The following is a 25533-nucleotide window of genomic DNA, read 5'->3' as shown; positions in this document are numbered from 1 at the left end:
AAGGACTTGAGGAGCACGCACTCCGGACTACGCGCCCCTCCGGTGCTGAACCTACCCTGTCGTAGCAACGACTAACCCGTCATTGGCGGCTTCGCCTATGCGCGTGCTGCGCTGACAGCCGCCGTCAACATCTGGGTGATCCGGTCCCGCATGGCGTCGGAGTCGTCCTCGTGCGCCACTGACGTGATGAACAGCGCAGCACCTGCCGCCATCGCCAGCAGCGCCCTGGCGTCAAGCTCGGCGCGTCGTTGCTCGGCGGGTGTGGTGGCTTCCATATGGCCGGCATAGAGCGCCACCGCTGGACCGCTGAAACTCGCCCACAATGTCGCGCGCATCTCGTCGTTCTCGCGCAACGCCAGCAGTAGACCCGGTACGGCCGCAGTGACGTCAGGCCTGCTGAACAGGGCATAGCTGCCGCGCACCACCCAGGAGATCCACCCGGTCAGATCAGTGCCGAGGAAGGGGGACAAGTCTGGTGCCTCGCCCAGGATGGCGTGCAGTACCAGTTCGGCTTTTGAGGCCCAGCGCCGGTTCAGGCTCGCACGGCCAACGCCGGCTTTCTGCGCGACCAGTCGCACGCTGAGCTCGTCCCATCCGACTTCCATCAGCAGCTCGCGGGTCGCCGAGAGCACTCGTTCGTCAATCGACGAGTCACGGGGTCGCCCAACACTCATCGCATGATTCAACCTCAGATGACCGGATCATCTCCCGGCCGCACCAGACGCAACCACCGGTAGCCATAGGAATCCAGTGCGACCTCCGCCCGGCCGTCGGGGTCAAGGGGGTGCTCGGAGAGTCCGTCCAGGAGGTCGACCAGTGTCGACCCCGGTGGCGCATCATCAAACGCGACGGGCACGAGAGCACTCTGGGTGCCGAAATTGTGCAGCGCCAGCATCTGCCAGCCCGATTGCTCTCGCAGGAGGTGCGCCAGCACGGCCCGATGGGGTTGTTTGAGTACCTCCGCGGTGGACCAGCCGATCTCCGGCTGCTGACGATAGGTGTAGATGAGATCGCGGATGAACCACCAGAAGGAGTCGTGATTGTGCCGTTGGTCGGCGACATTGACCCGCTCCGGCCCGAACAGCCCATCGGGCAGGGGGCGGGTGAGTCGGCGCTTGGCTGCCTTGGAGAAGCCGCCGTTGACTCCGCCGGTCCATTGCATCGGTGATCGCACCGCCAGTCGTCCTGGGATATCGAGATTTTCGGCCATCCCGATTTCCTCGCCGTAAAACAGTACCGGTGTGCCCGGCAGGGAGAACGCCAGCGAGTAGGCCATTTTCATGCGCCGCTCATCGCCGCCGAGCATGGATGGCAGCCGACGGCGCAACCCCCGGTCGTAGAGCTGCATATCCGGATCGGGCCCGAATGCGTCGAACACTTCATGACGCTCGGCGTCACTGAGCTTGTCCAGCGTGAGCTCATCGTGATTGCGGACGAAGTTGGCCCACTGGCTCGTCACGTCAAGGGCGGGTCGCTGCCGCAGCGCCTTCGCGATCGGCCTGGCGTCACCACGCGCCATCGAAAGGTAGATGCTCTGCATGCCGATAAAGTCGAACTGCATGTTCAGTCCGTCCCCGTCGGGACCGCCGAAGAACTTCTTCTGATCCTGGTAGGCGACGTTGACCTCCCCGAGAAGGACGGCGTCCCCGACCCGGCGCGTGACGAAATTACGTACGTCACCGAGGTATTCGAACGGATCGAATACCCCGGGCTCGCCGGGCACCCCGTCCTTGGCGAACAGGAATGGCACCGCGTCGACGCGGAACCCAGCGACGCCGAGCTCCAGCCAGAAGCCGAGAGTGCGCGAGATTTCTTCCTGCACTTGTTGATTCGCGATGTTGAGATCGGGCTGGTGTTTGTAGAAATGATGCAGGTACCACTCGTCGGTCTTCGGGTCGAGCTCCCAGATGCTGTCTTCCTGATCCGGGAAGACGACATCCTTGGGACTCGACTTCGGCTCGGTCGCGCTCCACACGTAGTAGTCGCGATAGGGGTCGTCGGTGCTGCGGCGCGCCGACTTGAACCACGGATGGGCATCGGAGGTGTGGTTCATCACGAAATCGATGATCACTCTGATCCCGGATGACTTTGCGGTGCGAACTAATTCGACGAAGTCGCCGAGATTGCCCAGCCGCGGGTCCACGCTGAGGAAGTCGGTGATGTCGTATCCGTCGTCCTTGCTGGCAGTCGGATAGAACGGCATCAACCACAGGCACGTCACGCCCAGATCGGCCAGGTACTCGATGCGATCGGTCATCCCGCGGATATCACCGGTGCCGTCGCCGTTGTGGTCGTAGAACGTCTCGATATCGGCGCAATAGATGATCGCGTTTTTCCACCATAGGTCGCCGGTATCGATGCTTCTCATGGGCTGCGCATACCCGTTCTGCCGCAACGGCTACCCCCAAGGTTTTCTGTGGGCACGTTGTGGGTACAAAAAGCGCGACATTCCAGGGCTGCGGCACATGCAGCCGGTAACGATCCAGATAGGGCGAAGATGAAACGCGGAACACTTCTAGTGGCAGGTATCGCTGTGGCGCTATCGCTGAGCAGCTGCTCCTCGGGCATCGTCAATCAGGGTGGCGATACGAAGTGCAAGGACTTCCTCGGTCAGGATGAGAAGACCCAGAACGAGACGATCTCCAAGATGCTCAAGGACGAAAAGGGCACCGACCCCGCAAACCTGGAGATCACGGGGACACGACTCTCGGCGCAGACGTATTGCCAGACCGCCGGGACAGAGGACACCAAGATCAGCCAGGCCCCGCACCTGTAGGGGTTCAGGCCAGTAGGCCCGCGTCGACCAGTCGAAGCACCGGCGAGCCCTCCTCGTCGGAGGCATCCAGATCGATCTCCACATCGAAACCCCAGTCGTGGTCACCGGCCGGGTCGTCCAGTATCTGACGCACCCGCCACAGTCCGGGCTGCCGATCGAAGATCAGCAGCGCCGGACCACGGGCGTCAGCGCCGGTGCCCACGTCATCATGTTCGTCGAAGTACGCCAAGCCGGCATCTTCCCAGCGCTCGGCGGTCCACCCCGAACCGCTGTCCAACGCGGCCAAGTCGTGCCACCGACGACGTGCGAAAAGCTCGACCCGCCGAAACAGCATGTTGCGAATCATCGCCGTGAAGGCTCGTTCGTTGCCGGTCAACGGACGGGGACGGGCGGGTACTGACACCGGAACATCGTGGGGTTGGTCGGGGCTGGTGAGCTGCTCCCATTCGTCGAGCAGGCTTGAATCGACTTGGCGCACAAGCTCACCGAGCCACTCGACGATATCGGTGAGCTCCTCGGTGCGCGCCGCGGCAGGTACTCCGGACCGTAACGCCTTGAAGGCGTCCGACAGGTATCGCAGCACCGCACCCTCGGACCGGGTGAGCGCGTAGACGCTGACGAACTCCCGAAAGGTGAAGGCCCGCTCCCACATCTCACGCACCACCGATTTCGGTGACAACCGCGCATCGGCAGCCCACGGATTGCTCTGCAGGTACACCTCGAAGGCGTGCCCGAGCAGCTCGGCCAGCGGCTTGGGATACGTGACGTCGTCCAGCAGCGCCATTCGCTCGTCGTATTCGATACCCTCGGCCTTCATCGCAGCCACGGCCTCACCCCTGGCCTTGTTCAATTGCGCTGCCAGGATCTGCCGAGTGTCTTCCAGGGTGGCCTCGATCACCGAAATGATGTCCAGCGCATACGTTTCAGAGGACGGGTCCAGCATGTCGATGGCGGCGAGCGCGAACGTCGAAAGTGGCTGGTTCAGGGCGAAGTCCGGCGGCAGGTCGACAGTCAGCCGGTAGCGCCGCCCGTCGGGCTCGGCTTCGTCCAGGCGCTCCAGCACACCCGCCTGCAGTAAGGAACGGGCGATGCCGACCGCCTCTCGGATATGGCGGAGCTGTCGTTTGCGCGGTTCGTGGTTTTCGGTGAGTAGTCGGCGCATCGCGATGAACGGGTCACCGGGTCGATCGACGACATCGAGGATCATCGCGGTCGAGACGCGCATATTGCTGGTCAGTGGTTCGGGAGTGGCTTCGACCAGCCGGGTCATGGTCTTCTCACTCCACGGCACCATGCCCTCGGGTATCTTGCGGCGCACCAGCTTTCGACGCTTCTTGGGATCGTCGGCGACTTTGGCGAACTGTTTGAGATTTTCGACCTCATGGTCGGGGGCCTGGACGACGACAGTCCCGGCGGTGTCGTACCCTGCCCGGCCAGCGCGACCGGCGATCTGGTGGAACTCGCGGGCTTGGAGTAGCCGGGTGCGGACGCCGTCGTACTTCGACAGCGCCGAGAAGACGACAGTGCGAATCGGCACATTGATGCCGACGCCAAGGGTGTCGGTCCCGCAGATGACTTTGAGCAACCCGGCCTGGGCCAGCTGTTCGACCAACCGCCGGTATTTGGGCAACATCCCGGCGTGGTGCACGCCGATGCCGTGCCGGACCAGTCGCGAGAGCGTCGTACCGAAGGCCGACGAGAATCTGAACGCGCCGATCAGCTCTGCGATCGCCGCCTTCTCATCTTTGGTGCTGACGTTGACGCTCATCAACGCTTGCGCGCGCTCAAGGGCCGACGCCTGGGTGAAATGGACGACGTAGACCGGTGCCTGTGCGGTGTCCAGCAGGTCCTGGATGGTCTCGTGCATCGGCGTCGTCGCGTAGTAGTAATGCAGGGGGACCGGGCGTTCGGCATTAGCCACCAGTGCCGTTGGCCGGCCGGTGCGGCGGGTCAGGTCCTCGCGCAGGAACGTGACATCACCGAGGGTGGCCGACATCAGCAGGAACTGCGCCCTTGGCAGTTCCAGCAACGGCACCTGCCACGCCCAGCCACGATCGGGGTCGCCATAGAAATGGAACTCGTCCATCACTACCAAGCCGATGTCAGCGTGGGCGCCCTCCCTCAACGCGATGTTGGCCAGTACCTCCGCGGTGCAGGCGATGATTGGCGCCCCGGCGTTCACGGAGGCGTCGCCGGTGAGCATGCCGACGTTGACCGCCCCGAACACCTCGCATAACGCAAAGAAGCGTTCGCTGACCAGCGCCTTTATCGGAGCGGTGTAGTAACTGGGGCGTCCGCCCGCCAACGCCGCGTACAGCGCGCCGGTGGCCACCAGCGACTTACCCGAGCCGGTTGGCGTGGCAAGGATGACGTTCGTGCCGCTGACCAGCTCGATCAGCGATTCTTCCTGCGCCGGGTAGAGCGTGGTCCCACTCTCTTCGGCCCAGGCGGCGAAGGTGGCGAACAGCTCGTCGGGATCGGCGCCCACGGCGCGTAACGCAGACAAGTCGGCCGGGTCGTCCAGGAGAGGGCGGGTCATCGTAGGGACCAGCGTGCCTGATGGGCCCGCCGACCAATACGGCCGGACCCCGGCGCGTCAGGGGCTGCTGTGACAGGAGTTAATGGATGATGCAGAAGTGGTTAATACCGGCGTGATCGAGGACCGGCCGACGGCAGCGGGCGAGGAGGGCGAAGAGCCCATGGCGGAGCAGGTCGCGGTTCCGCCCGACACCTCCACCGCCCCCGCACCGGAACAGCGACATGTGTGGTCGATGCCGACGATCGAGACGACGCGCAAGCACACCGAGAAGCTCGGCCGGATCGCCGTCTCGGTGGGTGCCGCCGCGACCGCTGTTGCGCGCCGGATCGGCACGCTCTGCACGGGTATCGCCATGATCGGCTGGCAGGTCATCAGACAGGTGTCACCCGTGCTGCAACTCCTCGGCGCTCTGGGCTTGGGTGCGCTGCTGAGCATCGCCGGGTCCGTGGCTCTCGACAACGCACTCGGCAAGACCTGCGCCGTGGTGTTCGTGCCAGGCTTCGCGCTTGCGTTCGGCGCCGTCGCCCACCATTGGTATCGAAGTCTCGGCCAGGAACGCCAGCACGCCCCCGGCCGGGCGCCCGACCTTGCGCGGTCCGTTGAGTACGTCGACACCAAGCTGGCCTTCGCGCTCAATGCACTGGGCACAGATCGGCAGCAGCAGGCAGTGGTCGCGTTGATCCAGGCGAAAACCGCGACCGAGCTGTCGTTCGGGAGCGGGCAAGGACCCGAACGACCGGCTCCTCGTCCCCGAATCAGGGTCGGTAAGGTAGCGAAAGTCTCTGCGCGCGAGAGTATTTCGGTGGTTGGGCGATCATGAATGGTTCGCAGATCACCGGTCTCGTTGCGCTCGTCGAGGATGAATTCACGCTGGTCATCAACAAGGGTGCCGAGGCGGGGGTGGTGCCCGGGATGATCTTCGCGGTGTTCACCGATGACGGCCAGCTCATCACCGACCCCGAGACCGGCCGGGAATTGGGCCGACTGTCCGAGGAGAAACTGCGGGTCAAGGTATTTGACGTCCGCGAATTGTTCGCTCGCGCCGAGACCTACAGCACCGGGGCGCAGCGACCTACTGCTCCGGCTTCTGTCAACACCAAAGCGGACTACTCGCGCAGCTACGGCACACCGATCTTCGCCGACGCCCCAGTTCCGATCTTCGACGGGATGGCTGAACTCGCCGGCATCGCCGGTGACACTCTGGTGGCTGACCTGCCTGCCATCGCGACCGCGGGTGAGGTCGTCACCGTCAACATCGGTGACACCGTCGAATTGGTTGACACGCTGCCGCGTTAGGGCCCCTGATCCGGTCGGCAACCGGCACCGGATGTGGTAAACACGGCCCTATGTCAGCGGAGAGCGGCGGCCGGTTATTGGTCGCAGGCCAGTCGTGTTGGCGAATCGAACGGGCCGACAACTTCGCCTGCATCATCGACGGCGCGGACTACTTCCGGCATGCCAAGGCGGCGATGTTGCGTGCCCAGCACCGCATCATCTTGATCGGGTGGGATTTCGACACCAGAATCGCCTTTGAACACGGTGGCAAGACGCTGCCCGGCCCCAACCAGTTGGGCAACTTCATCCGCTGGTTGACCCGCGTCCGACCTCATCTCGAGATCTGCCTGTTGCGATCGAACGTCCGCTTGCTGCCGGCCTTTGAAGGGCTGTGGGGCAGGGTGACGCCGGTGGCTTTGTTGAACTGGCTCAGTAATGAGCGGCTGCAATTCGCCATCGATGGTGTGCATCCGATCGGCGCAGTCCCTCATCAGAAGGTGGTGGCCATCGACGACGCGTTCGCGTTGTGCGGTGGTATCGATTTCGCCGCCGACCGCTGGGACACATCAGAACACCTGGACGACAACCGCTTTCGTCGATCGCCCGGAGGCGGGACCTATGGGCCGCGGCACGAAGTCGCGGCAGCGATGGACGGCGACGCTGCGCGCGCCCTGGGTCAGCTGGCCCGCGATCGATGGCAGACCGCGACTGGTAAAGCGCTGGAGCCGATCGAGGCCAGGCATGTCGTCTGGCCTCGTGACCTGGAACCCCTGCTGCACGACGTCGACGTGGCGATTGCCCGCACGGTGCCAGATCTGGAGCACAGCAAGGAGATCCGTGAGGTCGAGGCGCTGAACCTTGCTGCGATCGCCGCGGCCAAACACACCATCTATCTGGAGAACCAGTATCTGGCATCCCGCACGCTTGCCGCCGCGTTGGCGGCGCGATTGCAGGAACCGGATGGCCCGGAGATCGTCGTCGTCATGCCCCGTCGGTCCGAGAGCCGGCTCGAAGAGACGGCGATGGACAGTGCCCGGTACCGACTGCTGGATCTGCTCTGGAAAGCCGACGAGCATCAGCGCTTTGCGGTGTACTGGCCGGTGACCGAAAGCGGCGCACCGATTTATGTGCACGCGAAGGTCCTGGTGGTGGATGATCGCCTGCTACGCATCGGCTCGTCGAACCTCAACAACCGGTCCATGGGATTTGACTCCGAGTGCGATGTTGCCGTCGAGTCGGTCCCGGGCACACCGGAGCACGTAAACCTCAGGCGCACAATCGTGTCCGTGCGCGACCGTCTGGTATCTGAGCACCTGGGGGTGACCGCCGAGGAGTTCGCCCACGCGCGCGATCAAAGTGGGTGGTCATTTTTGCAAACCGTCGAAGCGTTTCGCGGGGGCGGTCGAGGGCTGAGTCGGTTCACCAGCGAGACAGTGGACGGTGAGGCCAGCCCACTGGCCGAGAATGATCTGATGGATCCCGACGAGGTACCGCGGTCGTTGACGCGGAGCGTGCAACGCTGGCTCGCGGGATTCTCCGAATAGCTGGGTCGAAGTCCGTTATCGTCCCTGCATGACTGACGGGGATGCACAGTCCAGCAATACCAGTCCGACACTCGCGCAGACCAGTACCCGGCGGGCCGTGGCCAACACCATGCGGGGCTCGGCAGGCAACCTCGTCGAGTGGTACGACGTGTACACCTACACGGTCTTTGCCACTTATTTCGAGGCGCAGTTCTTCGATAAGAGTGACACCAACTCGACGCTGTACATCTACGCGATCTTCGCCGTGACGTTCATCATGCGGCCGGTGGGCTCCTGGTTCTTCGGCCGGTACGCCGACCGGCGCGGCCGCAAAGCCGCGCTGATGCTGAGCATCACCGTCATGTCGACCTGTTCCTTCGTCGTGGCAGTGATGCCCACGCGGGAGATCATCGGCTACTGGGCGGCAGTAATTCTGATCCTTGCCCGACTGGTGCAGGGTTTTGCCACCGGCGGGGAGTACGGCACATCGGCGACGTACATGTCCGAGGCGGCGACCCCGCACCGTCGTGGCTTCCTCTCGTCGTTCCAGTACGTCACCCTGGTCGGCGGTCATGTGCTGGCGCAGTTCACCCTTCTCATCGCGCTCAGCGTCCTCGACGTCGAGACCGTGACGGCTTGGGGGTGGCGCATCGGATTCTTCATCGGTGGCATCGCAGCGCTGGTGGTGCTGTGGCTGCGACGATCGATGGACGAGTCGCTGAGCGAGTCGCACCTGGAGGCCATCCGCGAAGGCAAGGACCGCGAAGCCGGCTCGATGAAGTCGCTGTTCACCACGCACTGGCGTCCGCTGCTGCTCGTCTTCCTGATCACCGCGGGTGGCACGGTCGCCTTCTACACCTACACCATCAACGCGCCGGCGATCGTCAAGTCGACCTTCGGTAAGGACCAGGCGCTGACCGCGACGTGGATCAACCTGCTCGGGCTCATTTTCTTGATGCTGCTGCAGCCTGTCGGCGGCATCATCAGTGACCGGGTGGGCCGCAAGCCGCTGTTGGTCTTCTTCGGGGTTGGCGGCGTCCTGTACACCTACGTCCTGATCACCTACCTGCCGCAGGCCACATCACCTCTGTTGGCCTTCGCATTGACAGCCGGTGGCTACATCATCCTCACCGGCTACACGTCGGTGAACGCGATCGTGAAGGCGGAGCTGTTCCCCGCCGAAATTCGGGCGCTCGGTGTGGGATTGGGCTATGCGCTGGCGAACTCCGCCTTCGGCGGGACTGCGCCGCTGCTCTTCCAAGCGGCCAAATCAGGCCAACACATCGGCTGGTTCATCCTCTACGTCACCGTCGTGATCGGTATCAGCTTGCTGGTCTACATCTTCGGTCTGAAGAACAAGAGCCTCACCGTGCTCGACCGCGAGCAGGGGAGCGCCTGGGCCAAGGTCTAGGCCGGGGTTACCCCGCGCATTACCAAGGCACTACGCCGTGGCGGTCGAAGAAGGCGCCGGTGGGGCCGTCGGCTCCGATGGTGGCCAACCGGACGATCGCGTCGGTACCTTCGGCCACCGTCTGAGGGCCGCTGTTGCCGTTGATATCGGTGGCGGTGTAGCCGGGGTCGACGACGTTGATCCGGAAACCGGGCAGCGCCTTGGCGTACTGCACCGTGAGCATCGAGACCGCCGCTTTCGAGGATCCGTAGATCGGAACAGGGAAGGTGGATTCGAAGCGTTCGGGGTTGGTCACCACTGCGAGGGAACCCAGACCGCTGCCGACGTTCACGATGACCGGCGTCTCGGCAGCGCGAAGCAACGGCAGGAATGCCTGCGTCATCCGCACGATGCCGAACACGTTGACCTGGTAGATCTCCAGCATTCCCGCGGCGGACACATCCTCGGCTGCGATGCGGCCTTCGGAGAGGCCGGCGTTGTTGATCAGCACATCGAGGTGGCCTTCCCGCTGGGCCAGTTCGGCAGCGGCAGCGTCAACCGACGCGTCATCGGCGACGTCGAGTGCGACGAATTGTGCCCCGAGTTCCGCGGCGGCTTTCTGGCCGCGCTCGGCGTCGCGGGCGCCGAGGTAAACGGTGTGCCCGACGTCGATGAGACGGCGCGCAGATTCGTAGCCGAGGCCTTTGTTCCCGCCGGTGATCAGCGTGATGGTCATCTGTGCTCCTCTGAAACGTCGATGAGTCCTCGTTCTTACACGTCCTACAAGTCGTTACGGGCCGAAGTTCATCCTGTGCCTTTGACAGAGGTCCGCCGCCGCGGCTTCCGCTAGTACTTGCGGTCGCCTTCGCTGTCGTCGATGAACTCCCAATCTCCTTGGTCGGTCTGCACTTCCATCCGCCAGCCCAATTCGGGCTTGGCGACCTCATCCACGAACCATGCGTGTGCGTTGTCTGCGCTCTCGATGTCCTTGGTGTCCACGACATCGCCTTTGGGGTTGAGGACTCGGTATGTTGCCATGCGTGCCTGCGTTCGGGACTGCCCCCAGTTTGGTTGACTCCTGACCTGTGAGGATTCGTCCTTGCTGGAAGGATCAATTCCGTGCCGAAAGCATTTCCCGCCGAGTTCCGCGCTGACGTGATCGCTGTAGCCCGCAAGGGTGAGGCGCCGCTACGTCAGATCGCGAAGGACTTCGGCATCTCCGAGGCCTGCCTGCATCGCTGGCTCAAGATCGCCGACCGCGAAGACGGTATCGACCGAAAAGGAGCAACCGCGGCCGCGGGTGACGTCTCTGCCGAGCTGCGTGAAGCGCGCAAACGGATCAAGCTCCTCGAGCAAGAAGCCGAGATCATGCGCCGTGCCGTCGGCTACTTGTCGCGGGACGTCAACCCAAAATGATGTACCCGCTGGTCCTTGATCTTGCCGCAGACGGTGTCCCCGTCACGGTGACCTGCCGGGTTCTTGGCTTCTCTACCCAAGCGTTCTACAAGTGGCGCAAAGCCCCTGTGACACAACGCGACTTGGACGATGCACATCTCATCAACGCCGCCCTCGACATCCACGCCGACGACCCCACCTTCGGCTACCGCTTCATCGCCGATGAACTCCCCGCACTCGGGATCATCGCCGGCGAGAACAGAGTGGCTCGACTGTGCTCGCAAGAACGCATCTGGTCGGTCTTCGCCAAGAAGCGCGGACTGAACAGGAAGGCCGGGCCACCCGTGCACGACGACCTCGTTGGCCGCCAATTCTCTGCCCAGACCGCCAACGAGATCTGGTTAACCGACATCACCGAGCACCGCACCGATGAAGGCAAGCTCTACCTCTGCGCCATCAAGGACGTGTACTCCAACAGAATCGTCGGCTACTCGATCGACTCGCGGATGAAGGCGTCGCTGGCCGTGGCCGCCCTGCGTCACGCCGTCGGCGTCCGCTCGCCCGTCGCTACGATCGTGCATTCCGACCGCGGCAGCCAATTCCGGTCACGGAAATTCGTGTACATGCTGTCGCACAACGGGTTACGAGGCTCCATGGGCCGCGTCGGGGCATGTGGAGATAACGCCGCCATGGAGTCTTTCTTCGCACTATTGCAACGTAACGTCCTCGACCGGCAACGGTGGTCCACCCGAGCCGAACTGCGACTGGCGATCGTCACCTGGATCGAGCGCACCTACCACCGACGCCGCCGCCAACGCGCCCTTGGCAAGCTCACCCCGATAGAGTTCGAACTGCTCCACACCCCAGCCGCAACCGCGGCCTGAAATTCACACCCCGCGAGTCAACTGAACTCGGGGCAGTCCCTTCCCCGATTCGCGCACTTGAATCAGTTTGGCGTCGGATCGTCGTCGGTGAACTCAAACGACGTCGGTGATTTGCCCGGCGAGGTCGGCGCGCACCTGCTTGCTGCTGCGCTCCCCCTGAACGTTGACGAAGATGATCACGTTCGAGTCGAACGGCAAATTTCGTTTGATGACTACGCTTTGGACCTTGCCGTCCGGGATTTCGCTCGCCGCCACGGAACCATTGATGGCGGTGACGACTGCGGTAGAGGCAACGTCGTCGACGGAGAACAGGTTCTGCTGAAGCGCCTCGACATCGTCGCCGTAGTCCACGGGGCGGGAAGGTCCGACTGCGCCCGCGGTGTAGCTCCACTGGTTGAGTTCGGTCGGAGCGTTGGGATCGACGGCCTCCAAGGTCAACACCCCAGGGATGATGGTCACCTCCACCAGCTGCATGGGATTGGCGCCGACCTTTTCTGAGATCGCCGCATAGGCCGCGTCGATACCTTCGGCAGTGAAGAGGTTGCCCGAGACCGCGTCGGTGGTGTTCGCAGTGGTCTTTTCCGTGGTTCTTTCGGTGGTCGATGCAACGGTCTGCGTGGCCGTGGTGGTCGTGTCATTGTTCGCCGCGTTCTTGATTGCGGCGTCCTTGATCTCGGAAACCTTCGAGCAGCCGCTCAGTGCGGAAGCCGCAAGAACTGCAGCTACGAGGGCGACGCCGACACGGTTGGGTTTCATCTGTACCTCTCAAGCTTCAGCCCCGACGGGTCCGTGGGGTAGGCAAAGCGTGTCGCGAAAGGCTCACTACCGATCACAACTTCAGCAACGACTGACACTGGCCCGCACTGTCGCCCGGTGTTTCGCAAGCGCGTTCGATGGTTATTCCGGTCTGCGGAGGTGGTGACATGACCAGTCAAGAACAAGCACCGAAGGAAAACGCCGAGAAAGACCCCTCACAGTGGGTGACCGGCGATGAACCCATGACGGGGGCGCAGCGCAGCTATCTGCATACGCTGGGCCAGGAAGCCAAGATCGAGGTTCCCGATGATCTGACCAAAGCCGGGGCCTCCGAATTGATCGACAAACTGCAGGAACAGACGGGGCGCGGAGCGTGACCGACACAGACCGCATCGACAACGTTGCTGCCGGTGACCTCATCACTCTTGAGCGTGACGGGGTCGGTGAGCGTGAATACAAGGTGGTGTTCTTGGATTCCAGCGAGACAGCCACCGGCACCACGTTCACCGTCACCTTCGCCGGTGACGACGGTGAAACATTCGATATGGAGATGGCCGCAGATACCCCCGTGCTCCGGTCGCTGGAGTCCAAGTGGGAATCACCGCAGAGTCCGACGCCGCACGACGTGGCCGAGTGAGGGTGTCCGCCATCCGCACGTGTGGCGGCGGTAGTGACGGGAATCCGAGCCGCATGGGAGCGGCATGGTCGTCACTGCGCAGCGTGGAAAAGCGGGCAGCACGGGTGCAGCGTCGAATCTGGTTGGCGCAGATCATGATCTGGCCGGCGGTAGTTCTGGTGGTCAGCGCAGTCGGTGTCGCGACAACGGTGGCCGTCCGCCGCCGACGCGTCGGAAGCGAGGTTGGTGCCGAAGCGGTCCTTCCCTCCTCCCCGCCGCCCCCGCAATGACCCACCGCCGGTTCTGTCGTAACGCGGTCGCTTTATCGTCACAAGGTGACAATCAGTTATAGCGAGGCGCTGTGCGACCAGATCCGGGCGCACATGGCCGGCCACGACCGCCGGACGGTAACCGACCCGACGAAGAGGCGCGCCGCTGTCGCGGTTGTGCTCGTCGACTCCGAAGTTGGCGAGGACAGAGTGGACCCGGCGCCGGTGGAGGAATGGATCCAAGGCCGCCCGATGCCCGAGGACCTCGATGGTCGGATGATCGGCGTCTCAGGTGGCGCCGCTTTCCTGCTGTGCCGCAGGGCCTCTCGCCTGCGCGCTCATGCCGCACAGTGGGCGCTACCCGGCGGCCGGCTCGATCCGGGTGAATCCGCTGTGGATGCCGCTCTGCGGGAAACGCAGGAGGAGCTGGGCGTCGCGCTGCCCGCGTCGTCGGTTCTCGGCTTACTGGATGACTACGCGACGCGGTCGGGTTATGTCATCACGCCGGTGGTGATCTGGGGTAGTGGACGGCTAGATCTTCGTCCAGCACCCGATGAGGTGGTGGCGGTCTACCGAGTAGGGCTGCACCAGCTGCTGCGTGAGGATTCACCGCGGTTCATCTCGATTCCGGAAAGCCCACGGCCCGTCGTGCAGATGCCCTTGGGCAATGACCTCATCCATGCGCCGACGGGGGCAGTGCTGCTGCAATTCCGGTGGCTGTGCCTGGAAGGTCGCCACGACCCGGTCGATGAGCTTGAGCAGCCGGTGTTCGCGTGGAAATAGAGCCAACCAGGTCCGCTTCAGTCACACTTCGAGTCTGCTGCGCACAGTGGAAAGGCGTTGTTGCAGTTCAGCTTCGGTGATGACACCGCGGGCGAGCAACGAATGCGTCAGCGCCACCAGTTGACTCTCCGGATACGGTAGGTCTGAGTAGACGGTTGCCGTCAGCTCGTCCTCCTCGTCTCGGCGTTCCTTGAAATCTGGGACGTCGGCATCGCACGAAGCCTGGTCGAGTGCATCGCAGAGCCCGTCGAGGCTGGTCTTCCACGGCGGCACGGGGTTCTCGACGCCGTATTTCGCCGCCATCACGGGCCATACCTGGTTGCGGGTGAGGATCCCTTGTAGCGCTTCGCTTTCCATGTCACTCCCCGCTGGGATGCAGTGCCGGGCGGGTATCGACGATGACGTTGGTGGTCACCCCGGCCTTGGGCAGGGCCACGCCGATCAGGCAGTCGCGGGTGATGATCTCGACCAGCTGGTCCTCGGTCCAGCCGTCGGTGCCCTCCGGACGTAACGGCATCACCATGAAGCGGTGTTTCTGGTTCGAATCCTGCACGCGTACCTCGATATCGTCGCCGAGGTACAGGCCGAATTCGGAGAGTACCTGCCGCGGGAACCTGACCAGGCGACTGCGGTAATTGGGGGTTCGGTACCACTCCGGCGAATTACCCAGGATAGGCCGCGGGTAGCACGAGCACAGTGCGCAGACGATGACGTTATGCACGGTCGGAGTGTTCTCCAGGATCGAGAATGCGGTGAAGTCACTTGGCGTACCGAAACCTGTGGGCTCGAGCCAGTCGACCCCGACTTCCTTGCTCGCCGTCATCGGCTCGGACAGGGCCAGCGACTTGAAATCGGGATCGAGCCAAGCGCGCGCTACCAGGCGAGCGGCCGGTGTGGGACCGATCTGCTCGGCAAATTCGGTGAACAGGCGATGCTCCGCGGCGGTGAAAATGCCTTTCTCGATGCACAATTCGCGCAGGGCGATCTCAAGTACCTCGAAGTCGGTGATCTCATCGACCATCGGCTTCACCGTGCGGTCGTGGTCGTGGTCGTGGTCGTGTGCGGTCATGGTGCTCCGTTCCTACGGTCAGTTGGCGGCTTCGAGCCAATGCTCGGGAATCTCGGTCCGCAATGTGTCGTTGGCGGTGCCGTTGTAGCCGTGCCACAGGTCGGCCTGTTTGAAGCTGACGATGTAGAACCATTCGGCTTTGGCGCCGGGAGCATCCCAGGTCTCGTCCTCGGCGGCCGGGCTTTCGTAGGCAAGTGTGGCGATCTCGCCGGTGGCGCCTCGGACGTATTCGGGGGTGCGGGTGTAGAACAGCACCGGTATCTCGCGCACGGTGACCCGGTCGCCGACCTTGAACTTCGCGTCACCGGCGGTACCCGCATACACGCCTGGATCACCCTTGCCCTGTGCGTGCACGATGTGCTCGTTGCGCTTGACGGCTGTGCCATCGCCCTCGAACTTGGGCTCGGCTTTCAGTGCTTTTGCGCCCGGGCCGGTCAATCCACCGGCGTAGCGACTTTGGACCTCGGCCATCCGTTCGGTGAGTTCTGTCAGCCCGATGTGGTGCTTGGCGACGAGCACGCGCGCACAGGCCCATAGCCAACGGGCGTAGTAGGGCAGGCCGTGATAGATGGCTCGACCTACGTCGACATTGCCGATCCGACGTCGTTCCTCCGACAGCCAGATGCCGCGCCAGGCGAGCACCTCGGAGAGGACATACGTCATGTGCTCCCAATACTCGTAATCCTTGTTTTCGTACTTCTGCGGTATATCCGGCTCGCCACCCACGTCGTGGACGGGTTTCAGATAGGCCACGATCCGGTCGTGGTCGACCATGTCCGGAGTCGGGGCGTCTGGGAGCTCGGGATAGGCCGATTTCAAGCGGGCTACCAACTCCAGCTGACTGGCGCGTTCGGCCGCAGTGCTCATGGAAGTCCCTTCCGGGCGGAAAGTTGACGCGTGTGCTCAGCAAAGATAATTCGAATGGTCCAGCCGTGCGGGTCATTCTGAATAAATGGCCTCATCAAAGGTTGTGGATCAACGGCGACACCTGAGTCAGGCGGGGGGACGAACTCCACCCAACAGCGTTTATTGACTCACCCGTCGGCCGTTGGGACTACGGACAGTTACCGCCCTGCTCAACGTTATCTGGCAGCCGGCGTCGCACGCTCTGTGATGAATCCCGACATCCAGCGAAAGGGTGAAGGTGCGTACAGAGAGAAAGTTGCCCGCCGAAATGTAACGCGACAAGCCCTGCCGAACGACGAACTGACTGACGCGGCGGCGTTACCGAACACCTGCTGCCGCCAATATCTGGAGGTATCTCGTCGTGAACCGTCGCCTGGGCTTGGCCGTATTGACCACTTCTGTGGTGGCCGGTATGACGCTGGCCGGACTGTCCACCGGCACGGCCGCGGCCGCAGCCACCTGCGCTGACTATCACTGGATCGGCGCCGCGGGGTCGGGCCAGCGCGATGGCGCGGGTTTGACGGCCAACGGTGGCATGGGCGACGTGGTCTACCAGTCGTATCAGCAGTTGAGCTCGCAGCTGGCGGCCAACGGTCAGACGATCGACGCAGAAGCCGTCCAGTACCCGGCGGCCCCGGTTCCGCTGGAAGGCGGGCTGGGCGGGTGGCTCGACTTCCTCGGCAGCGTTGGTGATGGCACCGATGCCACCGCCAAACAGTTTGAGGCGTTCACGGCAAAGTGCCCCAACACCAAGGTGATATTGGCCGGCTACTCACAAGGCGCCATGGTGATCCACCGCAACCTTTACGATCTCGCCGATAATCCGCAGGTGGCCGCGGCCCTGCTGATCGCCGATGGAGACCGCTTGCCGCAGGACACGACCGTCAATATGGGCTCGGCGGCCTATGTTCCCGGCACCGGCAAGGGCGTCGCTCAGGAGCATTCCTTCCTCGCCTCGACCGATACCTCGATGCTGCCCCCGGCCATCGGCGCCCGCACGGTCAGCGTCTGCGATCTCGGCGATCCGGTCTGCGACTACGACCCCGAAGCGGACCCCGATACCGACACGATCTCACCGGCCGCCATCGCAATCCACACCGCCTACGCGCCCGCCGTGAGCGGTGCGCACGCCTGGGGTGCGCCGCTGTATGCCTTGGCCGCCAGCGCGGCACCTACTGCCACCGAGCTTTCTGCGGACGGCGCCTGACTACTGCGGGCGCACCCTGTTTAGCAGGCTGAAGAAGTCCCAAGACGGATCATCCGCGCCGAGGGTTCCGCGCAACGTGTCCCTGGTGATCGGATGGCTCAGGTCCACCGTGGACGGGTTGTGCACCTGGGCCCAGTCGGTGACGATGGTCCGCTCGACGATTCCCCATGAGCCGTCACGCTTCTCGTATTTGTCGAGGTAGCGACCCCCGACCACGACGTCGACGTCCTGTTCCCGACCGGCGAGGGTGTGCGTGGCGATCGTGTAGATCTCGCCTTCGGCACGGTCTCCGTCGATGGCGAAGTTCACCGTGGTGATGTTGTGTTGCATCGACCGGAGGTAGGGCCGAGTGGCGGCGAGTTGAGCGAGAAAGTCAGAGACTTCCCCCGCTGAGGATCCCGTGAATCCACCGTGGCTGTCCGTGGCATCTCGGTGATAGAGGCCCCGCAGCTGGTCGAAATCGCCGCGGTCGACGGCGCGACAATAGGCGTGGACAAGCTTGCGCAGCGCAAATTCATCCAGCATTTCCTGCAGCAGGGTGTCTGTTGTCGGCATCGCTATAGGCTCGCATGGAAGCCCGGAGGTAAAAGTTGGGAGGTTTGATGAGCTGCTGTCATTACCAGCCCGCCGGCGACGGATTCGACACCGCCTTCACCGTCGACGCGTCCAGGATCACCTTCGGCCGCGGCTGCCTCCAGGAACTCGGCGACCGCGCTGCTGCTCTCGGGATGACTCGGGTGGCGTTGTTCTCTGACGCTCAGGTGTCGCAGCTCGCGGTCTTCGAGACGGCACACCGCTGTTTGCGCGCCGCGGGTATCGACGTGATCGTCTACACCGAGGTTGAGGTCGAACCGACTGACGAATCCTTCAAGCAGGCAGCGGCATTCGCGGTCGAAGCGCAGCCAGATGGCTACGTCTCGCTCGGCGGTGGATCGGTGATCGACACCGCCAAGGCGGCGAATCTCTACGCCAGTCACCCGGCGGATTTTCTGGCGTACGTCAATCCGCCGGTCGGGGCGGGCACAGCGGTCCCCGGCCCGCTGAAACCGCATATCGCCTGCCCGACGACATCGGGCACCGGTAGCGAGGTCACCGGTATCGCGATCTTCGATCTACTGTCGATGGCGGCCAAGACCGGGATCGCCTCGCCGGCCCTGCGGCCGTCAGAGGCGCTCGTTGACCCCGACTGCACCGATACCCTGCCCGCCCAGGTCGTGGCGTGCAGCGGACTCGACGTGCTCTCGCATGCATTGGAGTCGTTCACCGCGCGGCCTTATGTGCGCCGCCCCACCGCCAAGGCGAGGCCGATGAGCCAGGGCGCCAATCCGTGGAGCGACCTCGGGAGCCGGGAAGCGATGCGGCTACTCGGCCGGTATCTGGAGCGAGCCGTCCGCGACCAGTCGGACCGTGAGGCGCGTGAGGAAACCATGTGGGCCGCAACGCTTGCCGGTATCGCGTTCGGCAACGCAGGAGTGCACATCCCGCACGCGATGGCCTACGCGGTGGCCGGGCAGGTCCGCGGGTTCCACGCCGACGGCTACCCGGGATCGGAGCCCCTGGTACCTCATGGCATGGCGGTAATCCTGAACGCTCCGGCGGTTTTTCGTCATACCGCGGCCACCAACCCGCAACGCCATCTCGAAGCCGCCGAGCATCTCGGTGCCGACATCGACGGTATCGACCCCAACGACGCGGGTACCGTCCTGGCCGATGAACTCGTGCGCATCATGCGCGCAGTGGGCATGCCCAACGGGCTATCGGCGGTCGGTTACACCGACGCAGACTGCGTCACCCTGGCCGACGGTGCCTGGCCACAGCAGCGGCTGCTGCAGAATGCGCCCATCGACAGCGATAAACCGTTGCTGACAACACTGTTTGAAGATGGCATCCGCTATTGGTGACTCGGGAGGAGCGGGACGATGCCCGCAGCGCATAACGTCGAGGACTATCGATATTTTCTGCCGATCACCACGCGGTGGATGGACAACGACGTCTACGGACATGTCAACAACGTCACCTATTACAGCTATTTCGACACAGTCGCCAACCACTTCCTGATCAGGGAAGGGGGACTGGATATCGACACCTCGCCGGTCATCGCGCTGGTGGTCGAGTCGATGTGCTCGTACCTGGCGCCGGTGGCCTACCCGGATGAGCTCTCCGCGGGCCTGCGCGTGGATAAACTCTCCACCCGCTCCGTCACCTACGGCACGGCCATTTTCCCCGCCGACGGTAAAGACGCTGTGGCACAAGGACATTTTGTCCATGTCTTCGTCGATCGGGAGAGTCGCAAAGCGGTCCCGATCCCGGATCCCATCCGCGCGGCCCTGGCAACACTCGTCGTCAACTAAGCCGTCATCACACTAAGCCTTCGCCGCCTGCTCGGCGGCGTGGTCGTCGATCGCCTTGCCGATGGCGTGCGCAGCCCGGTCCACGAACTCGGTCCCACTGCCGAGAACCCAGTCCTGTGACGCGGCAGGCCCGGTGAGTTGGCCGGTGAAATGCGGTATCACGTACTGCGCGAAGAGCTCGTAGCTATGCGCCTTGGCGGCAGGGGTCGCCCAGTCGTGATCGAAGAGCAGGAAGGCGCCGAAACCGCCGTCACTGGCTTCGACCAACTCCTCGATCTTCGCCACCGCGTCATCAGGCGTCCCGATCACCGCAAAACCGGATTCGCGATTATTGGCGATGATCTCTGCGGCCGTGTCACCCTGCACCGGCCCCGCGGGCAGGATGTGCTTGAAGTACCGCGAGAACGCGGCGATGCCGTACTCGACGTCGCGTTCGGCCTGCTCTCGGGTATCGGCCAGGTGCATCGGACCGACCAGGCGCCACTTGGACCGGTCGGCGATGTGGCCGTGCTCTCGCGCAACCTGCTCCCACGTCTGCCAATGGTGGGCCAGCAGATCCATCCCCTGCTTTGCGGTGGCCGCAATCGACAGCATGCCGACGCCGTGGGTGCCTGCACCGCGCGGGCCGGTCGGTGAGAATGACGCGGCGACGGCGACGTCGAAACACGGATCGCTGTACGGCTTGAGCTGTAGGCGCGCATCCTGCAGCGTGAAACCGTCGGTCGCCATGGTGACGGTCTCACCGCGAAGCAGGCGCATGATCGCGTCAAGGCACTGCTCCATCCGCGGTCGTTGCTCGTCTGCGGGGATACCGAGCATGTGCGCGTCTGAGGTCAATTGACCCGGCCCACAGCCCAACATCACCCGGCCGCGGGTGAGATGGTCGAGCAGCACCATGCGGTCGGCCAGCATCAACGGGTTGTGGTACGGCAGCGAGCTGACTCCGGTGCCGAGCCTGATGTGCTTGGTCCGCTCGGCGGCAACAGCGATGAAAACCTCTGGCGAGGCGATGATCTCGAAACCGGCCGAGTGGTGCTCGCCGATCCACGCCTCGTCGAACCCGAGGCGGTCCATCGCCACGATCAGGTCGAGGTCCCGTTCAATTGCCAACGTCGGATTCTGTCCGACGGGATGGAAAGGAGCCATGAAATTTCCGAAGCGCATCCGGTCATTCTGACCGCCGACCCGATTTGTGACGCACGTTCTGGGTTAAAACCCTGGCGGAAGGAACTTGGCGGATGGTTTTCTTGATGCAAGAGTCGTTGATCGTCCAATACAGCACGGAAGCGACGTCTCGTTGAGGCTGATCATGAAAGGGATGTGAGTGGTCTTCCGCGCTGACGACGAGATCGGGCGCGATCTCGCACGGGTCGACTGGGCGGCCGGCCCCCTAGGTCCGTCGGAGGCCTGGCCGCAGAGCCTGCGTACCACCGTGGACATCCTGCTGGCATCACGGTTCCCGATGTGGATGGCGTGGGGTGCGGACCTGACGTTCTTCTGCAACGCCGCCTATCGCCGCGACACCCTGGGCAGTAAATACCCCTGGGCGCTGGGCCGCCCGGCCCGCGAAGTGTGGGCAGAGATCTGGCCCGATATCGGTCCCCGCATCGACAGTGTCCTGACCGCCGCGGAGGCGACGTGGGATGAGGGCCTGCTGCTGTTCCTCCAGCGGTCGGGTTATTCCGAGGAGACCTATCACACGTTCTCCTACAGCCCCTTGCGTGACGATGATGCCCGCGTCGTCGGCATGCTCTGCGTCGTCAGCGAAGACACCGACCGGGTGATCGGTGAACGCCGGATGGCGACGCTGCGAGACCTCGGCTCTGATCCGAGCGTGGTGCGTACCGAACGCCAGATGCTGGACTTCGTCGCCGATCAGCTCGGCCGGAATCTATCGGACCTGCCCTTCACGATGACCTATCTATTCGACGACGACGGTGAAGCGCAGCTGGCCGGCGTCAGTGGCATTGCGCTGGGCCATCCCGCGGCACCCTCCACGTTGCGGTCCGACGCGGATTCGTTATGGCCGGTCGACACGCCCGCGCACGGTGAATCCGCGTTGATCGAACTCGACGGCACACTGCCGCTGCCGACGGGGGCCTGGCAGGAGCCGCCGGCCCAGGCGCTGGTGGTGCCGCTACTCCAGCAAGGCAGCGCTCCCATCGGATTTCTGGTGGCCGCGCTCAACCGGCACCGTCCGCTCGACGACGGGTACCGCGGTTTTGTCGATCTGGTCGCCGGACACGTGGCCGCCGGTGTCCTCAGCGCTCGCAGCTATCGGGCCCAGCAGCAGCGCGCGGAGGAACTTGCCGAACTCGACCGGGCCAAGACCACGTTCTTCTCCAATATCAGCCACGAGTTCCGCACCCCGTTGACGTTGATCCTCGGACCCGTCGATGACCTGCAGCACCGCACTGGGCTCGATGAGCAGGTACGACAAGAGCTGGGGCTCGTTCACCGCAACGGGCTGCGGCTGGCCAAGTTGGTCAACACGCTGCTGGACTTCTCCCGCATCCAGGCTGGCCGAATACAGGCCCAGTTCGAGCCCGTAGACCTGGCGGCCGTCACCGCCGACCTCGCCAGTGTCTTCCGATCGGCAGTGGACCGGGCCGGGCTGACGCTGTCCGTGGACTGCCCACCGCAGGACGAGCCGGTCTACGTCGACCGCGACATGTGGGAAAAGGTAGTGCTCAACCTGCTCTCGAACGCGTTGAAGTTCACCTTCGAGGGCGCCATCACCGTCCGCGTGGGTCGCGACGGCGAGCACGCGGTGGTCACCGTCACCGACACCGGGATCGGGGTCGCCGCTGCCGAGATACCCCGGCTCTTCGAACGGTTCCACCGCGTCGAATCTGCGCGCGGCCGGTCCACGGAAGGCAGCGGAATCGGGCTGGCACTGGTTCGAGAACTTGTCGGGTTGCACGGCGGCACCATCACCGCCGACAGCAGGGAGGGCGCGGGCTCGACGTTCACCGTCCGACTGCCGTTCGGTGCGGCCCATCTGCCTCCCGACGGACTCGCCACCGCCCCGGGCGCCCGCGCTGCCGCCGGTGTTATCGGTGAACCCTATGTGCAGGAGGCGCTTCGCTGGTTGCCCGATCGGGCGGATGTCACCGACGCGACCGCGAGTGCGGCGATGAGCGCCCCAGCCGATGGCGAGCTGGCGCGCGTGCTGATTGCGGACGACAACGCCGATATGCGCGAGTACCTGACAAACCTGTTGCGGACCGCGGGGTATCAGGTGCAGGCCGTCAACGATGGTGAGCAAGCACTGGCGGCGATCCGCGCGCAGCTACCCGACCTGGTCATCAGCGATGTGATGATGCCGGGGCTGGACGGTCTTGAGCTTGTCGCAGCTCTGCGCGGTGACCCGCGTACCGCCGCATTGCCCGTCCTGCTGCTGTCCGCGCGAGCCGGGCAGGAAGCCTCCATCGAAGGATTGCAGGCCGGCGCCGACGATTACCTCGTCAAACCGTTCGCCGCAGCCGAACTGCTCGCCAGGGTGCGGGCCAACCTCGCCTTGGCCCGGCTGCGCAATCATCACCTCCGCTGGCGCACCGCCTTGCTGGAGTCGCTGCAGGAAGCGTTCTTCGTGTGCGATGAGCGCGGTGCCGTCATCGAGATCAACGCTGCGTTCACGGAGATGCTCGGCTACGGCCCCGAGAACCTGCCCTATGAACCTACCCACCCGTGGTGGCCGGATGCCGAGACCGACCCCGAATCCCGTAGAGAGGTCGACGCAGTCTTCGCGGCGTTGCTGCGAAACAGCCACGGTGGCTTCACCATTCCTGTCAATCACCGTGATGGACACCGGTTGTGGATCGCAGTCAACTTCAATTATGCCGACGATCCCGACTCCGGGCGGCGCGTCATGGTCGGCACCTTTCGAGATGTCACAGCCGAGCACTACACGGTGCAACGCCAGACTGCTCTTGCTGCTCTGAATCAGCAACTGGTACAGGCAGATACGGTTGATGAAGCCTTGCGCGGAGCCGCCGAAGAACTGCGGCAGGTATGGCAGGCGCGGCGCGTTCTGGCGGCGACATTCCCGGGTCCCTCGCCCCGAGGCGGCTCGGAATCGGTTGCCCCAAGTCTGATCTGCGTGGGCGATTCCGCCGAGTGGGACGATCTGTCGCCAGGGCAGCGGCAGCTGATCGAGTCACTGCGGGACGCCGATCTACTCAGCCCTCGGGCTGAGGACGCGGGCTCGGCGGGTATCGCGCTGCAGCATCCCCGGGGCGTGTTGGTGATCTGGGTCGAGTTGGCCGAGCAGCGACCGTTCACCTCGGCCGATCACACTCTGCTCACGGTGTTGGCGGGACGTCTCGGCCAAGGGCTGCAACGGGTTTACCAGATGGACGAACAACGTGAGACGGCTCTGGCGCTGCAACATGCGATGCTGGGTCCGCAGACCCTGCCCGACGGATTCACCGTGCGGTACCACCCGGCCAGTCGTCCGCTACAGATCGGGGGCGACTGGTACGACGTCATCGAACTTGATGACGGACGCGTGGCGTTGATCGTCGGCGACTGTGTCGGGCACGGCCTGGCCGCCGCTACGGTGATGGGCCAGTTGTCCAGCGCATGCCGTTCGTTGCTACTCGAACAGTCCAGTCCCAGCGCGGCTTTGGCCGGTTTGGACCGGTTTGCCTCACGACTGCCCGGCGCCAGGTGCACCACCGCCTTCTGTGCGGTGCTCACCATCGACACAGGTGAACTTGTGTACTCCAGCGCTGGTCATCCGCCGCCTATCATGGTGCGTGCCGACGGCGCCACCGTGATGTTGGAAGGCGGGCGAGGACTTCCTCTTGCGCTCCGTCCCGGTCGGCCCAGGCCCGAAGTGCGGGTGACGATGCCGCCCCGCGCGACACTGTTGATGTATACCGACGGTCTGGTGGAGCGCCGCGGCACCTCAATGGATGATGGGATGGCTCGGGCCGCAGATGTTGTGCTGCAAGGCCGTTCGAAAACCCTCGATAGGGTGGCCGATCAGTTGATGTCCGATCTCGAGCCCGGGGGCGGCTATCCCGACGACGTGGCCATGTTGCTGTACCGCCAGCCTGCCCCGCTCGCGCTGGATTTCGCCGCCGACGTCAACCACCTGGCACCTAGTCGGGCGGCGTTGCGTAGCTGGTTGACCCGAGCGGGTGTCGAGCCCGATCAGATTCAAGACATTCTCATCGCTACCGGGGAAGCTGTCTCCAATGCGATCGAACACGGCCACCGCGACCGACCGCAGGGCATCGTCTCGCTACGGGTAGACGCCGTCGTCGATCGGTTGAATGTGACTGTGACCGATACCGGCGTTTGGAAGACCCCGCGTGAGATCGCTGATATCAGTCGCGGGCGCGGTGTGACGCTGATGCGAAACCTTATGGAGGACTTCTCTATTCACTCTGATGATGCCGGGACCACGGTTCACATGCAAGCGAGGATCATCTGATGCCTACTCAACTCACCTTGAATACCGACCATGACGCCGACGGGGCACCGCGGGTTATCGCGGTAGGGGAAATCGACCTCAGCAATATCGATGTATTCACCCAGGCGCTCGCCTCCGCCAGCGGGGGCATGCGAGGGCCGATCACCGTAGACCTCAGCGCGGTCAAGTATTTGGACAGTGCGGGTATCAACGCGCTGTTCAATCACGCCGAGGAAGTCGACCGCCTGCGCCTCATCGTGCACCCATTCCTGGTTCGGGTGCTCAGCATCAGCGGCCTGGGCGAGGTCGCGGACGTCGTGACTGCCCAGGGGCCGGAGCCCCAAGCCGTCTAGCGCAGGCCATTGCCCATAT

General features: G+C 63.9%; 26 protein-coding genes. 15 read left to right on the top strand and 11 right to left on the bottom strand.

The annotated features are described in order from the left end of the window. Positions 1 to 95: 95 nt before the first annotated feature. Positions 96 to 674: a TetR/AcrR family transcriptional regulator gene (locus ADBZ9O_RS01940; protein ID WP_526527873.1), complete on the bottom strand. Its 579-nt coding sequence runs from the start codon at positions 672 to 674 to the stop codon at positions 96 to 98. A gap of 14 nt (positions 675 to 688) precedes the next feature. Next, positions 689 to 2368: an alpha-amylase family protein gene (locus ADBZ9O_RS01935; protein ID WP_526527871.1), complete on the bottom strand. Its 1680-nt coding sequence runs from the start codon at positions 2366 to 2368 to the stop codon at positions 689 to 691. A gap of 129 nt (positions 2369 to 2497) precedes the next feature. Here ADBZ9O_RS01935 and ADBZ9O_RS01930 point away from each other — a divergent pair, with 129 nt between their 5' ends. Next, complete coding sequence (locus ADBZ9O_RS01930; RefSeq protein WP_526527869.1) at positions 2498 to 2776, top strand: hypothetical protein; 279 nt, start codon at positions 2498 to 2500, stop codon at positions 2774 to 2776. A gap of 4 nt (positions 2777 to 2780) precedes the next feature. On the opposite strand, the gene ADBZ9O_RS01925 is transcribed toward ADBZ9O_RS01930, so the two are convergent. Beyond that, on the bottom strand, positions 2781 to 5315 hold the full coding sequence (locus ADBZ9O_RS01925) for a DEAD/DEAH box helicase (RefSeq protein WP_526527867.1): 2535 nt from the start codon (positions 5313 to 5315) through the stop codon (positions 2781 to 2783). An 82-nt stretch (positions 5316 to 5397) separates the two neighbouring features. On the opposite strand from ADBZ9O_RS01925, the gene ADBZ9O_RS01920 reads away from it, so the two are divergent. The 4 genes from ADBZ9O_RS01920 to ADBZ9O_RS01905 are packed head-to-tail and all read left to right on the top strand — an operon-like array spanning position 5398 to position 9524. Beyond that, positions 5398 to 6135 carry a hypothetical protein gene (locus tag ADBZ9O_RS01920; protein WP_526527865.1) on the top strand — a complete coding sequence of 246 codons (738 nt, stop codon included), beginning with the start codon at positions 5398 to 5400 and terminating at the stop codon, positions 6133 to 6135. After that, positions 6132 to 6611 (top strand): hypothetical protein, encoded by a 480-nt coding sequence (locus tag ADBZ9O_RS01915; RefSeq protein ID WP_526527863.1) that lies wholly within the window; start codon positions 6132 to 6134, stop codon positions 6609 to 6611. Before ADBZ9O_RS01920 ends, ADBZ9O_RS01915 begins: the two co-directional genes overlap by 4 nt. Before the next feature lie 50 nt (positions 6612 to 6661). After that, positions 6662 to 8134 carry a phospholipase D-like domain-containing protein gene (locus ADBZ9O_RS01910; RefSeq protein WP_526527861.1) on the top strand — a complete coding sequence of 491 codons (1473 nt, stop codon included), beginning with the start codon at positions 6662 to 6664 and terminating at the stop codon, positions 8132 to 8134. A 28-nt stretch (positions 8135 to 8162) separates the two neighbouring features. Continuing rightward, positions 8163 to 9524 carry an MFS transporter gene (locus ADBZ9O_RS01905; protein WP_526527859.1) on the top strand — a complete coding sequence of 454 codons (1362 nt, stop codon included), beginning with the start codon at positions 8163 to 8165 and terminating at the stop codon, positions 9522 to 9524. A gap of 19 nt (positions 9525 to 9543) precedes the next feature. On the opposite strand, the gene ADBZ9O_RS01900 is transcribed toward ADBZ9O_RS01905, so the two are convergent. Both ADBZ9O_RS01900 and ADBZ9O_RS01895 read right to left on the bottom strand, forming a co-directional pair. Then, positions 9544 to 10239: an SDR family NAD(P)-dependent oxidoreductase gene (locus ADBZ9O_RS01900; protein WP_526527857.1), complete on the bottom strand. Its 696-nt coding sequence runs from the start codon at positions 10237 to 10239 to the stop codon at positions 9544 to 9546. A gap of 110 nt (positions 10240 to 10349) precedes the next feature. Then, positions 10350 to 10541: a hypothetical protein gene (locus tag ADBZ9O_RS01895; protein ID WP_526527855.1), complete on the bottom strand. Its 192-nt coding sequence runs from the start codon at positions 10539 to 10541 to the stop codon at positions 10350 to 10352. Positions 10542 to 10622: 81 nt separating this feature from the next. Between ADBZ9O_RS01895 and ADBZ9O_RS01890 the strand changes: the two genes are divergently transcribed. Further along, positions 10623 to 11782 (top strand): IS3 family transposase gene (locus tag ADBZ9O_RS01890; RefSeq protein WP_526523762.1). Its coding sequence is split into 2 segments (ribosomal slippage): positions 10623 to 10914 and positions 10914 to 11782, totalling 1161 coding nucleotides; the frame shifts between segments, so codons are not numbered across the junction. Positions 11783 to 11875: 93 nt separating this feature from the next. Here ADBZ9O_RS01890 and ADBZ9O_RS01885 read toward each other — a convergent pair. Beyond that, positions 11876 to 12538 (bottom strand): hypothetical protein, encoded by a 663-nt coding sequence (locus ADBZ9O_RS01885; protein ID WP_526527853.1) that lies wholly within the window; start codon positions 12536 to 12538, stop codon positions 11876 to 11878. 167 nt (positions 12539 to 12705) lie between these two features. On the opposite strand from ADBZ9O_RS01885, the gene ADBZ9O_RS01880 reads away from it, so the two are divergent. Genes ADBZ9O_RS01880 through ADBZ9O_RS01865 form a run of 4 tightly spaced genes read left to right on the top strand, consistent with a single transcriptional unit; the run spans position 12706 to position 14206 of the window. After that, the gene (locus ADBZ9O_RS01880; protein WP_526527851.1) at positions 12706 to 12915 is read left to right on the top strand and encodes a DUF3072 domain-containing protein; all 210 of its coding nucleotides are present in this window, start codon (positions 12706 to 12708) and stop codon (positions 12913 to 12915) included. Next, positions 12912 to 13175: a hypothetical protein gene (locus tag ADBZ9O_RS01875; RefSeq protein ID WP_526527849.1), complete on the top strand. Its 264-nt coding sequence runs from the start codon at positions 12912 to 12914 to the stop codon at positions 13173 to 13175. Before ADBZ9O_RS01880 ends, ADBZ9O_RS01875 begins: the two co-directional genes overlap by 4 nt. A 53-nt stretch (positions 13176 to 13228) precedes the next feature. Further along, complete coding sequence (locus tag ADBZ9O_RS01870) at positions 13229 to 13444, top strand: hypothetical protein (RefSeq protein WP_526527847.1); 216 nt, start codon at positions 13229 to 13231, stop codon at positions 13442 to 13444. A gap of 45 nt (positions 13445 to 13489) precedes the next feature. Continuing rightward, entirely contained in the window at positions 13490 to 14206 is a 717-nt protein-coding gene (locus tag ADBZ9O_RS01865; protein WP_526527845.1) for an NUDIX hydrolase, read from the top strand. Between the two features lie 21 nt (positions 14207 to 14227). On the opposite strand, the gene ADBZ9O_RS01860 is transcribed toward ADBZ9O_RS01865, so the two are convergent. The 3 genes from ADBZ9O_RS01860 to ADBZ9O_RS01850 are packed head-to-tail and all read right to left on the bottom strand — an operon-like array spanning position 14228 to position 16142. Further along, complete coding sequence (locus ADBZ9O_RS01860) at positions 14228 to 14563, bottom strand: thiocyanate hydrolase (RefSeq protein ID WP_526527843.1); 336 nt, start codon at positions 14561 to 14563, stop codon at positions 14228 to 14230. Position 14564: 1 nt separating this feature from the next. After that, positions 14565 to 15275, bottom strand: coding sequence for a thiocyanate hydrolase subunit gamma (gene scnC / locus ADBZ9O_RS01855; RefSeq protein WP_526527841.1), 711 nt, complete (start codon positions 15273 to 15275; stop codon positions 14565 to 14567). An 18-nt stretch (positions 15276 to 15293) separates the two neighbouring features. Further along, positions 15294 to 16142 (bottom strand): SH3-like domain-containing protein, encoded by an 849-nt coding sequence (locus ADBZ9O_RS01850; RefSeq protein WP_526527839.1) that lies wholly within the window; start codon positions 16140 to 16142, stop codon positions 15294 to 15296. Between the two features lie 400 nt (positions 16143 to 16542). Here ADBZ9O_RS01850 and ADBZ9O_RS01845 point away from each other — a divergent pair, with 400 nt between their 5' ends. After that, the gene (locus ADBZ9O_RS01845; RefSeq protein WP_526527837.1) at positions 16543 to 17388 is read left to right on the top strand and encodes a cutinase family protein; all 846 of its coding nucleotides are present in this window, start codon (positions 16543 to 16545) and stop codon (positions 17386 to 17388) included. Here ADBZ9O_RS01845 and ADBZ9O_RS01840 read toward each other — a convergent pair whose 3' ends face one another. Then, complete coding sequence (locus tag ADBZ9O_RS01840) at positions 17389 to 17943, bottom strand: nuclear transport factor 2 family protein (protein ID WP_526527834.1); 555 nt, start codon at positions 17941 to 17943, stop codon at positions 17389 to 17391. 47 nt (positions 17944 to 17990) lie between these two features. On the opposite strand from ADBZ9O_RS01840, the gene ADBZ9O_RS01835 reads away from it, so the two are divergent. Both ADBZ9O_RS01835 and ADBZ9O_RS01830 read left to right on the top strand, forming a co-directional pair. After that, a complete protein-coding gene (locus ADBZ9O_RS01835; protein ID WP_526527832.1) occupies positions 17991 to 19289 on the top strand; it encodes a hydroxyacid-oxoacid transhydrogenase in 1299 nt (432 codons plus the stop codon). Positions 19290 to 19307: 18 nt separating this feature from the next. Then, entirely contained in the window at positions 19308 to 19739 is a 432-nt protein-coding gene (locus tag ADBZ9O_RS01830) for an acyl-CoA thioesterase (protein WP_526527830.1), read from the top strand. A gap of 12 nt (positions 19740 to 19751) precedes the next feature. Here the strand turns inward: ADBZ9O_RS01830 and ADBZ9O_RS01825 are convergent, their stop codons facing one another. Further along, positions 19752 to 20903, bottom strand: a complete 1152-nt coding sequence (locus tag ADBZ9O_RS01825; protein ID WP_526527828.1) for an LLM class flavin-dependent oxidoreductase — start codon at positions 20901 to 20903, stop codon at positions 19752 to 19754. 160 nt (positions 20904 to 21063) lie between these two features. Between ADBZ9O_RS01825 and ADBZ9O_RS01820 the strand changes: the two genes are divergently transcribed. Together ADBZ9O_RS01820 and ADBZ9O_RS01815 are read left to right on the top strand one after the other, a co-directional pair. Continuing rightward, positions 21064 to 25182, top strand: a complete 4119-nt coding sequence (locus ADBZ9O_RS01820; RefSeq protein ID WP_526527826.1) for a SpoIIE family protein phosphatase — start codon at positions 21064 to 21066, stop codon at positions 25180 to 25182. Next, positions 25182 to 25514: an STAS domain-containing protein gene (locus ADBZ9O_RS01815; RefSeq protein ID WP_526527824.1), complete on the top strand. Its 333-nt coding sequence runs from the start codon at positions 25182 to 25184 to the stop codon at positions 25512 to 25514. Before ADBZ9O_RS01820 ends, ADBZ9O_RS01815 begins: the two co-directional genes overlap by 1 nt. Positions 25515 to 25533 lie beyond the last annotated feature (19 nt).

The organism is Mycobacterium sp., assembly GCF_965229105.1.
In the GTDB taxonomy this organism is placed as follows: Bacteria; Actinomycetota; Actinomycetes; order Mycobacteriales; family Mycobacteriaceae; genus Mycobacterium.
The sequence above is the reverse complement of the archived record's forward strand: the minus strand, read 5'-3'. Positions and strand labels throughout refer to the sequence as shown.